Origin of the sequence: Faecalicatena contorta (assembly GCF_021531995.1) — a bacterium.
GTDB lineage: Bacteria > Bacillota > Clostridia > Lachnospirales > Lachnospiraceae > Dorea_A > Dorea_A contorta_A.
On the sequence record NZ_JAFBIZ010000109.1, the window covers coordinates 1 to 10371 of the forward strand.

Sequence of the window (10371 nt, forward strand, 5' to 3'; positions counted from 1 at the left end):
ATATTTTTCTCTTTTTTAGAGCCTTCCTCAGAATAAAATTGTAAAGTGAATTTGCAGATAGATTTCTATTTTCCGCCAAAATCAGATGCTTTTTTCCTGTCCTTTTTCCTCATTTTAAGTGCCGAAAGCAAATAGAATTATGATTTCAAGCTTTTCTCGATGAAAATTCCTCCTGGTTTTAGCCATTTTCAGCAGATAGATAATCCCTTTCAGAGAATTCTATCTGAAAAACCAAATTATTTCAGCATTTTTCTACGGCTAGATTCCTCATTCCAATAATAGCTATCTGAAATTAATAATTTAAAAGTCTATATCCCCGGCAATCCCGCAGACACTGTCCCTGTGCACTAATTCCGACTTTTCTTTTCTTTTTCCCCATGCTATAATCCTATTGAAATTCTAATACAGCAGATTGTATTTTTATATTAATATCGCTATAAAGAGAGGATTATAGAGTATGTGGATTGCAGATCAGTGGAAAGATTATGAAGTAATAGATTGCAGTAAGGGTGAAAAACTGGAACGTTGGGGAGAGTACCTTCTGGTACGTCCGGATCCGCAGGTCATCTGGGATACACCTAAGACCGAACGTGGCTGGAAGCATATGAACGGTCACTACCACAGAAGCAAAAAAGGCGGCGGGGAATGGGAATTCTTTGACCTTCCGGAACAGTGGCAGATTCATTATAAAGATTTAACTTTCAACCTGAAGCCATTCAGTTTCAAACATACCGGATTATTTCCGGAACAGGCTGCTAACTGGGACTGGTTCTCCGAAAAGATTCGAAATGCCGGACGCCCGGTCAATGTGCTGAATCTGTTTGCCTATACCGGCGGAGCAACGCTGGCCGCTGCCGCTGCCGGAGCCAGTGTTACACACGTGGATGCTTCCAAGGGTATGGTGAACTGGGCGAAGGAAAATGCTGCTTCCTCCGGCCTGTCTGACAAGCCAATCCGCTGGCTGGTCGATGACTGTGTAAAATTTGTAGAACGTGAGATTCGAAGGGGCAATCATTACGATGCCATTATTATGGATCCGCCTTCCTATGGACGTGGCCCGAAGGGTGAGATCTGGAAGATTGAAGATGCGATCCATCCTCTGATCAAACTTTGTACCCGGATTCTGTCGGATGATCCTCTCTTCTTCCTGGTAAACTCCTATACCACCGGACTTGCTCCGGCAGTTCTTACCTACATGCTCGGAACAGAGCTAAAGAAATGGAACGGACATGTAGATTCCCAGGAGATCGGACTTCCGGTCACACATTCCGGCCTTGTACTTCCATGCGGTGCATCCGGAAGATGGGAGTCCAACGATCGCTAATCTCTTTCAGCACAAAAAAGGACGGTTGCAAAACAGAGATACTATGTGTATATCCCGGTTTTGCACCGTCTTTTTATCATAATTAAGATACCGTTATAAAGATTCCAGAAAAGGGATCACTTCTTTCAGTGAGTGAAATGTTCGATATACCAGAGAGAGGATCTCCTCCGTCGGCTCCACCAGATCCGGTATCATAACCGGAAGCATCCCGGCTGCATGCGCCGATCGGATTCCTCCCGGTGCATCTTCCAGTGCAATACAGGATCCCGGTGTTACACCGATACATTCTGCTGCTTTCAAGTAGATCTCCGGATCCGGCTTCGCATGCTGCACCATATCTCCAAATACAGCTCCGTCAAAATACGATTCTATCCCTGCATCTTCCAGATTCTTCTGTGCATATGCTCTGCTCGACGATGTTGCAACAGCCATCTTATATCCCTGCTGTTTTGCATATTCCAGCAGTTCTCCCGCACCCGGCTTCATCGGAAGTCCCTCCCGTTCCACGATTCTGTAAAAGCTGACACTTGCAAGTCTTCCAAACTCTTCAAACGGAAAGTCTTCCCGGATTGTTCTGGCAAAGTATGCATACCTGCCGGCCCGGTTCATCCCAAGCGTATGGTAGATCTGATCTCCCATATGTGGAATTCCCAGTTCATTGCCTGCCTCTTCCCAGGATCGCTGGACGATCCGCTCCGAATCAAAGAGCAGACCATCCATGTCAAATATCAGTGCCTCTGTCATTATGTATAACTCCCCTCGCATGTCTGTTTTCAGAATTCCATATTTCTTAGAATTCGATGCCTTTTCCGAGCGCGTCTTTCAGATAATCCGCCACTTCCTCAAGCTTGTGAACGGCATTCATCTTCTCTTCCCACTCTTCTCCTTCGGATTCTTTGTTAACCAGACATTGTTGAATATGTTTTATTTCTTTTATCAGATCTTCTGTCATATGAATTCCTCCTTTGTAAGAATACACCTTGTGATTCACTGCTTATTGCCTTCTCATCTTTATTATATCATAAGATATAATATCCCGCCACAAAAGAGGACTGAATCCCCTGTATAAAAGCAACTCTCTCTTTTCCCTGAAGTTAATGCTCCTCAGACTGCGGCAGTAATATCGTCTCATAGTTATTTGAAAATACGACACTATCTCTAACATCATAACCGATTGAATATGTATGACTGATATTCAGGTCTTCCCGATATATCTTCACAATTTCTTCTCCGCTGTCCCAACCCAGATTTTCACATTCCCGAACAGCTTCCTCTATCTGATCGTTCCGTACATATTCGGCAATTGCTTTTCGTTCTATCTCCTCCGGAGCTTCCTCTACTTTCTGTCCTCTTTTCCAAATGGTCATACAGTCTGATTCGGTCTTTCCACGATATCTGATTTCACTGCAGCGCTGAATAAATTCTTTTCCGCTTTCTTCCTGCACACCCAGACGTTCCGTAGAAAAAATTGCTGTCATCTGATGAAACTTTACATGATTCCCGCTTTCCCATGGTGTCAGCTGACGAAAACAGATTTCCAGTGATGCATCCTCTGTATTCCGATCAACTTCATCTTCCGGTATCATAAAATCGCTATACTGATAGATTCCAATCTTCTTATCTGATTCCAATGTGCAATAGATGTCTCCATTCTTCAACCGGTACAGTTCAGTAATCTTAATCTGATCTGTCGGTATCGTATAAACCATGCCAATAATTCCCCAGTTATTATTTGACAGACGATTACAAACCTCATTGGTCACCGCAACTGCCAGGATAATCACCGCCAATATAACCCCTAAGACAGATATACTTTTAAAAGTCATCCTTTTCTTAAATTTTTTCATAATACGCGCCGCCTGGTCCGCCTGGTCTTCCTCGGAAGGCTCCTTATGTGTATCACTCACTTTCAGATCCTTCCTGCCATTTTCATATATCTTCATACATTCTTCACAGCCTCGTATATGCTCCTCAACCATTTGTCTGCTTTCTTCGTGAAGTACATTATCTTCATACAGCACCAGAAGATCCTGTACAATGGCACATTCTTTTTCTTTCATCGATGGCTCCTCCTTTATCATTTCCTGAATCTTTATTTTTGCCCGGTAATGGGTAACTCTCGCCCAGCCTTCCTCATGTCCGAATATTTCTCCGATTTCTTTATATGATAATTCTCCCAGTGTTCTCAGTATAAATACCTCTTTGTATGGTTCTTCTAATATATGTAATATTCTGTAAATAGATAACGCCTCCTCTTTCAGAATATACCGGGATTCCGGTGTGGTTTTTTCTTCACTCACAGTTACTTTCACTTCTGTCTCATTGATATTCTCCAGATTCACTTCCCCTCCGGTGAGACGTTTTTGCTTCTTTTTCCAGGAAATATACACATTTTTCCCGATTCGACAAAGCCAGGTCTTAAAATGACACTCTCCTTTAAAGCGATCGATATATTTCAGTGCCCTGTAAAACGTTTCCTGCGTAAGATCCTCAGCGGTCTGTGCATCACCGGTCATTGACAGCAGATAATAGTACACATCTCGATAATATAATTTGTATACATCCTCAAATTGCAACGTTCTCACCTCCTCGTTTCTTTACCTATACAGACTTCCATACTTTATTTTCGTTACAAAAAAACCAGAAATTTCTTTCTGGTTTTCTCATCATCTAATGAATCATCACTTTCCCGAATACATATCTCGGAAGGCCTCCGTATTTTTCTGTCTTTGTAAGAATCTCATATCCAAGCTTCAAGAAGTTATTGACACTGTATACATTATCCGGATGTGCTGTTCCCATAAGATAATAATACCCTTTTTGTTTCAGAATTCTTTCTCCCCGGGCCATTAATTCCTTCTGAATCCCTCTTCCGCGATAATCCGGATGTACCGCCGCTGATTCCATATGCGCAACCTGATGTAGCTTTGCATTCGTCAGATTCCAGTATTTCCCGAGGTTATCTTCTGCATCCCCGGGATATCGTGCAATGAAGAATCCCGCCAGCTGATCCTCATCTACTGCTTTCAATATAAATCCCTCTTCCGTAAGATGCCTTCTCACAAATGCTTCATCATCTGTACTGTACCATTCTTTATTCTCCGTCATTTCTTTTGCAAGATCCATCAATGCCATAATCGTAACAACATCTTTTTCTACTGCATATTCTATCCGCATCACATTCCACCTCTTCATTTCATATCCGACAACCGGTATCAGTATAACATCTTTTGACCCCGTCCGTAAACTATGCTACAATCCTTTTATGATGATAAAGCGAGGTATTTGTATTATGAAATTAATGATTGCATCCGATATTCACGGCTCTTCTTATTATTGCAAAAAAATGATCGAAGCTTACCGACGGGAAGAAGCAGACCGTCTCCTTCTGCTTGGCGATCTCCTCTATCATGGTCCCCGAAATGATCTTCCAAAGGATTATCAGCCCAAAGAAGTCATCTCCATGCTGAATGCCATGAAGCAGGAACTTCTCTGTGTTCGCGGCAACTGTGACACAGAAGTAGATCAGATGGTTCTGGAATTCCCGATCCTTGCAGATTACTGTCTGCTGGAACTCGACAGCCACACCATATTCGCCACGCACGGTCACCATCACAATCCACAAAATCCACCGATGCTAAAAAAAGGGGATATTCTTCTGAACGGACACACCCATATTCCTGCCAACAAGAATATGGGATCTTATATCTATATGAATCCAGGTTCCGTATCTATCCCAAAAGAAAACTCCGTACACGGATACATGATCTATGACGGAGCATTTCTCTGGAAAGACCTTGACGGCAATGTTCTGGATATGCCGTGTACCTTATAAAGCCTTTTCATAATATGTCTTTGTGCGCTGATCAAAACACACCATCCGGGCTTCTTCTATCTGAGGATGATCTTTACAGAACGTGCGGATAGTATGGATTGCGATCGGCGCTGCTTTTTCTAAAGGAAATCCATAGATTCCGGTACTGATGGATGGGAATGCTATCCTTTTTACTCCATGTTCTGTTGCCAGTTCCAGACAGCTTCTGTAACAGGACGCAAGCAGTTCTTCTTCTCCGTATCTGCCACCCTGCCAGATTGGTCCCGGCGTATGGATCACATACTTCGCAGGCAGGCGATAGCCTTTTGTAATCCTGGCCTCTCCGGTCGGACAGCCGTGAAGGGTACGGCATTCTTCCAAAAGCTCCGGACCTGCTGCTCTGTGGATCGCCCCATCGACACCTCCCCCTCCAAGCAGGGATGTATTTGCGGCATTCACGATCGCATCACAATCACTCTTCGTAATGTCTCCCAATACAATCTTCAGTTCCATATATGTTCCTCCATTTCTCTATTCGTCATCCTCTCTGTGACGCAGCTTCCGATAGCCTTTTCGAAGGCCCCCGATCAACAAGGTCAGATATCGAAGGATCGGCTCTGTGGCAATTGAGAATACCACAAACAGCATGATACATTTTTTCGACATGCCCGTAATGGCAAATAATTCCGGAAGAAAGATGCAGCAAAGTACACAGCCGATCATACATCCAACCCAGATGACTCCACGATATATATTGACAGGCTGGCAGATCTTATACAGGATCATAAAACCTACAATCAGCAGAAGTATTGTTGCTGCTGTTGATATATCCGTTGAATTCACTCCGAATGTCTGACCAAACACCACAAGCGCTCCTACGATCAGAACATCTGTAAGACCTGCCGGCAGCGCCTTTAACAGAACATTCGTCAGGAAATGCCCTTTAATCCTCTCTTTATTCGGCTGGAATGCCAGGAAGAATCCCGGTACTCCAATCGTAAACATACCGATCAGTGATATCTGTGAAGGTTCCAGAGGATAGGTAATCATAAATATCACAGAGAACAACGATAACAGGAATGAAAATATGTTTTTCACAAGAAACAGACTGGCTGACCGTTGGATATTATTGACCACTCTACGTCCTTCCAGTACAACAGAAGGCATACATGCAAAATTGGATTCCAGCAGAACAACCTGGGAAGCCTGTACCGCAGCATCACTACCGGATGCCATTGCCACACTGCAATCCGCATCTTTCAACGCAAGTACATCATTGACACCGTCCCCTGTCATGGCAACCGTTTTTCCCTGCTCTTTCAGAGCCTGTACAAACTGGCGCTTCTGATTCGGTGTCACACGCCCAAACACAGTGTATTTTGCAACCGCATCTGCGATCTCTTCATCCGTCTCAAGAGTTGTCGCATCCACATAGTGGTCTGCATCGACAATTCCTGCTTTTTTCGCAACTTCAGACACAGTCAGCGGATTATCTCCGGAGATAACCTTCACTTCCACACCCTGCTCCGCAAAGTAGGCAAATGTCTCCGGCGCCTCCTCACGGATCGGATTGGCAAGAAGTACATACCCAAGAGGCGTTACCTTTTCCGTCAGCGGGTTCCCGTCCAGCGTTCCTTCATACGTTCCGAACACCAGCACTCGGTATCCCTTTTTCGCATACTCCTGAATTTCCTCCTGATATGTATCATAATCATCTCTGAGGACGAACTCCGGAGCTCCCAGTACATGAGTCTCCTCTTCATAAGTAACGCCACTATATTTTGTTGCAGAGGTAAATGCAGTCACAGAAACTGCTTTTTTCCCGGTTCCCTCTTTAAAATACTCCTTTAGTGCCTCCATCGTACTGTTGTCGCTGCTCATAGCCGCAGTAAAGTCTCCCAGCATCTTCGACAGTTCCGGCATGGTATCTTCTTTATATTCTGAAGTCGGAACCAGTTCCTGTACACTCATGGAATTCTCCGTAATCGTTCCGGTCTTATCCACGCACAGTACATTAACGCGCGCAAGCGTCTCTATACTTTTCATATCATGAAGCAGAACCTTTTGCCTTGCAAGCTTCATCGAACTAACTGCAAGTGCCACACTTGCCAGCAGATATAAGCCCTCCGGGATCATACCGATCACTGCTGCGACCATGGATGTAATACTGCTGCGGAATTCTTCTCCGTTAAAGAAGAAGCTCTGTACAAACAAGACGATTCCTATCGGAATCAATGCAATTCCAACCAGCTTGACCAGCTTGTCCAGAGAGCGGATCATCTCCGACTGCTCTCCTTTCTGCATTGCTTTCGCTTCCAGTGTAAGCTTTGAGATATAAGAGTCCACACCGACCGCATCCAGTCTTGCATGACACTCTCCCGCTACGATAAAGCTTCCGGACATCAGATGATCCCCTGGTATTTTCGTAATCTCATCAGATTCACCGGTAAGCAGAGATTCATTCACCCGTACATTCCCCTCTACAACCTCTGCATCTGCACAGACCTGATTTCCCGCCTTAAATATTACGATATCATCCAGCACCAGCTCTTCCGAATCGACTCTTGACACCTTGCCGTCACGTACAACATTGGCATGTGGTGCATTCAGCATATTCAGCTTTTCCAGAACATTCTTTGCCCTCACTTCCTGAACAATACCAATCAATGTATTAAAAATAATTACCGGTAAAAAGGTAAGATTACGAAAAGATCCTACCATACAAAGTAATACTGCCAGAACTGCAAATATCAGGTTGAAATAAGTAAATACATTCTGATGGATAATCTCCTTCGTCGTCTGTGCCGGCGGATCAACGGTTACATTCTTCCATCCGTCCTTTTTATGCTTTGCCACCTGACGACTGGTAAGTCCCTCTTTATAATCCGGTTGATATCTTGTTGTCGGATTCCGCTCTATCTCATAATCAAACGTCTCTTCTGTTACGTTATATCTGCCCTTTCGTTTCATATCGTAACCTCCTCATATGTCTGAAAGACATTATACGCTCTTTCTCTTAAATAAAAAGGAACATTCTGTTAAATTTGTCTAACTTTTTCACAATTCAGATCCTTATACATATTCCCGATTCATTTCTGGATTCTCCTTTGACTTCCTGTTGCATATCTATTATAATTCCCTTTATATCAAAAAAAACAAAGTATACATACAGGAGGTTTTTCTATGGATTTTAATCAGATTGCCATGATACAGAAACTAAAGAGCGGCATGGATCATTTTCGTGCGAATCATCCAAAGTTTCCGATGTTTCTAAACGCAGTATCCCAGAATGCACTTATGGAAGGTACTGTGATCGAGATCAATGTCACTACACCGGAAGGCAGGAACTACTGCACCAATGTAAAGCTTCAGGCCGATGACATGGAATTCCTGAATTCTATAAAATCAATGGGACAGCACTAGATGATACAGCTGTCCCCCGTTCCACCTATGAGACGTCCTATTTTTCCAGATTCGAAAAAAACAGTTCGTAAAAATCATCTTCATCTTTCAGCATCGGTGAATTCTCGCCGCCTCCATTGGTACTTCTTTTCATTGCCGCATGAAATTCTTCCCCTGCTACGATCAATTCCATCTCATATAATTCATACCCCATCTCCCGACAGGTTCTGCAAAATGCCGCAACAGGGTCTGCTTCTTCTCTCGTTGCAAGGAGTGTTTTTCTCAGTTGCTCGTCTTTTCTTGCCTTGTTCTGCAGTTCATCCAATATCTCTACTACTTCTGCCATCTTCTTATTCTCCTGTAATTTGTTGACCGCTGTTTGTATTGCTTCGTATATCAGATTCCATTTTTCGCACATATATCTGCCAGACAGCATTTCTCGCAATATGGCTTTGTACGCGCCGTACAGACATCTCTTCCATGGTATACCAGCCGATGGCAGAAGTCGCTTCCTTCTTCCGGCGGAATGATCTTCCATAATGCCATCTCAACTTTTTTCGGTTCCTTGATCCCGTCTACCAGACCGATGCGGTTGGTCAGGCGGATACAGTGTGTATCCGTCACAATTGCGGGCTTTCCAAAGACATCTCCCATAATCAGATTCGCACTTTTTCTTCCGACTCCCGGAAGTTTCAAAAGTGCGTCAAAATCATCCGGAACTCTACCGTCATACTCATCTCTTATCATCTTCATGCAGGCACTGATATCCCGTGCCTTGCTCTTTCCAAGACCACAGGGTCTTACAATCTCTTCGATCTCTTCCGGTGAAGCCTGCGCAAGCGCATTGACATCCGGATATTTTGCATACAGATCCTCTACGACTACATTCACTCTCGCATCCGTACACTGCGCAGCCAGGCGCACACTTACCAAAAGCTTCCATGCATCGTCGTAATCCAGCGTACACCCGGCATCCGGATATTCTTTTTTCAATCGTCCAATGACCTCCAGTGCCAATTCTTTTTTATCCATGTGCATTCTCTTCCTTTCTCTTATTCCAGTGTCAGAATGCGGAAATGATCCGCTTCTTTCCCGATCTGACAGAGAAACTGCCTCATATTTCCATCATTTACATTGCCCGCAAGTGTCATATCGATCACCTGCTCCTCCTGCTCAGTCACTACATTCATCTTCTCTATCCGAATCTGATTCAGCGCCGCCATATTCAGATACAGATGCAGGTCACTATGTCCGGCATTGCAGGAACAGGTAATTCTCACCTTTTCATGTGCCTTTTCTTTGCAGAATCCTGCAGCAGCAAGGGCACCATCCACGACCTCTGCCTGCATCTGCTCCAGATATCCGTATTCATGTCTCCTGCAGACACTCATCAGATGTTTCAAAAAAGCCGCATATTCCCCTTGGATCTCTTCCTCTACATCCGCCGTGCGTTTCTCAATGATCTCCCGTTCTCGTTCCTGGACGAATACATCACCGCCAGTCTTTGCTTTTTCCTCCGCTACATGTCCGGCACATTCCATACGCTGTAAAAACAGCGGTTTAATCTGAGAATCTACCATATCTATCTGTCTTCGAATCTCTTCTAGTGTCATCGTCATTTCCTCCAACAATTAATTGCATGATTCGTTACCTCTATATTAACAGAGCAGATGAAATATATCCAACAAAAACTGATGACATCGAAAAAGGGAGTGTCGCAAAATAACTGATTAGTCAGTTATGGAGCGAGGCTCCCTCGCTTTTTGTTAAAAATAGAGAAGATCCTCAGAAATGTGGACATCTTCTCTATTTTTTGACGTACTTTAATAAA

Annotated in this window: 12 protein-coding genes; 3 read left to right on the forward strand and 9 right to left on the reverse strand. The window is 43.9% G+C overall.

The window, feature by feature from the left end; genetic code table 11:
* The first annotated feature begins 457 nt into the window (after positions 1–457).
* Entirely contained in the window at positions 458–1324 is an 867-nt protein-coding gene (locus JQM82_RS12595; protein WP_235250703.1) for a class I SAM-dependent methyltransferase, read from the forward strand.
* Between the two features lie 93 nt (positions 1325–1417).
* Here the strand turns inward: JQM82_RS12595 and JQM82_RS12600 are convergent, their stop codons facing one another.
* From JQM82_RS12600 to JQM82_RS12615, 4 genes are all read right to left on the reverse strand, one after another.
* Positions 1418–2068 carry an HAD family hydrolase gene (locus JQM82_RS12600; protein ID WP_235250704.1) on the reverse strand — a complete coding sequence of 217 codons (651 nt, stop codon included), beginning with the start codon at positions 2066–2068 and terminating at the stop codon, positions 1418–1420.
* A gap of 46 nt (positions 2069–2114) precedes the next feature.
* A complete protein-coding gene (locus JQM82_RS12605) occupies positions 2115–2276 on the reverse strand; it encodes a hypothetical protein (protein ID WP_235250705.1) in 162 nt (53 codons plus the stop codon).
* 142 nt (positions 2277–2418) lie between these two features.
* The gene (locus JQM82_RS12610) at positions 2419–3900 is read right to left on the reverse strand and encodes a sigma-70 family RNA polymerase sigma factor (RefSeq protein WP_235250706.1); all 1482 of its coding nucleotides are present in this window, start codon (positions 3898–3900) and stop codon (positions 2419–2421) included.
* 94 nt (positions 3901–3994) lie between these two features.
* Positions 3995–4501: a GNAT family N-acetyltransferase gene (locus tag JQM82_RS12615; RefSeq protein ID WP_235250707.1), complete on the reverse strand. Its 507-nt coding sequence runs from the start codon at positions 4499–4501 to the stop codon at positions 3995–3997.
* 115 nt (positions 4502–4616) lie between these two features.
* Here JQM82_RS12615 and yfcE point away from each other — a divergent pair, with 115 nt between their 5' ends.
* Positions 4617–5159 carry a phosphodiesterase gene (yfcE, locus tag JQM82_RS12620; RefSeq protein ID WP_235250708.1) on the forward strand — a complete coding sequence of 181 codons (543 nt, stop codon included), beginning with the start codon at positions 4617–4619 and terminating at the stop codon, positions 5157–5159.
* Here the strand turns inward: yfcE and JQM82_RS12625 are convergent.
* Complete coding sequence (locus JQM82_RS12625) at positions 5154–5651, reverse strand: O-acetyl-ADP-ribose deacetylase (protein ID WP_235250709.1); 498 nt, start codon at positions 5649–5651, stop codon at positions 5154–5156. The two genes, yfcE and JQM82_RS12625, sit on opposite strands and share 6 nt — an antisense overlap.
* Before the next feature lie 18 nt (positions 5652–5669).
* On the reverse strand, positions 5670–8108 hold the full coding sequence (locus tag JQM82_RS12630) for a cation-translocating P-type ATPase (RefSeq protein ID WP_235250710.1): 2439 nt from the start codon (positions 8106–8108) through the stop codon (positions 5670–5672).
* A 213-nt stretch (positions 8109–8321) separates the two neighbouring features.
* On the opposite strand from JQM82_RS12630, the gene JQM82_RS12635 reads away from it, so the two are divergent.
* Positions 8322–8561, forward strand: a complete 240-nt coding sequence (locus tag JQM82_RS12635) for a hypothetical protein (protein ID WP_235250712.1) — start codon at positions 8322–8324, stop codon at positions 8559–8561.
* Positions 8562–8598: 37 nt separating this feature from the next.
* On the opposite strand, the gene JQM82_RS12640 is transcribed toward JQM82_RS12635, so the two are convergent.
* Genes JQM82_RS12640 through JQM82_RS12650 form a run of 3 tightly spaced genes read right to left on the reverse strand, consistent with a single transcriptional unit; the run spans position 8599 to position 10153 of the window.
* Positions 8599–8886, reverse strand: a complete 288-nt coding sequence (locus JQM82_RS12640; RefSeq protein ID WP_235250713.1) for a hypothetical protein — start codon at positions 8884–8886, stop codon at positions 8599–8601.
* Positions 8887–8936: 50 nt separating this feature from the next.
* Entirely contained in the window at positions 8937–9572 is a 636-nt protein-coding gene (locus JQM82_RS12645; protein ID WP_235250714.1) for an endonuclease III domain-containing protein, read from the reverse strand.
* 20 nt (positions 9573–9592) lie between these two features.
* A complete protein-coding gene (locus JQM82_RS12650) occupies positions 9593–10153 on the reverse strand; it encodes a chorismate mutase (protein WP_235250715.1) in 561 nt (186 codons plus the stop codon).
* Between the last annotated feature and the right edge of the window lie 218 nt (positions 10154–10371).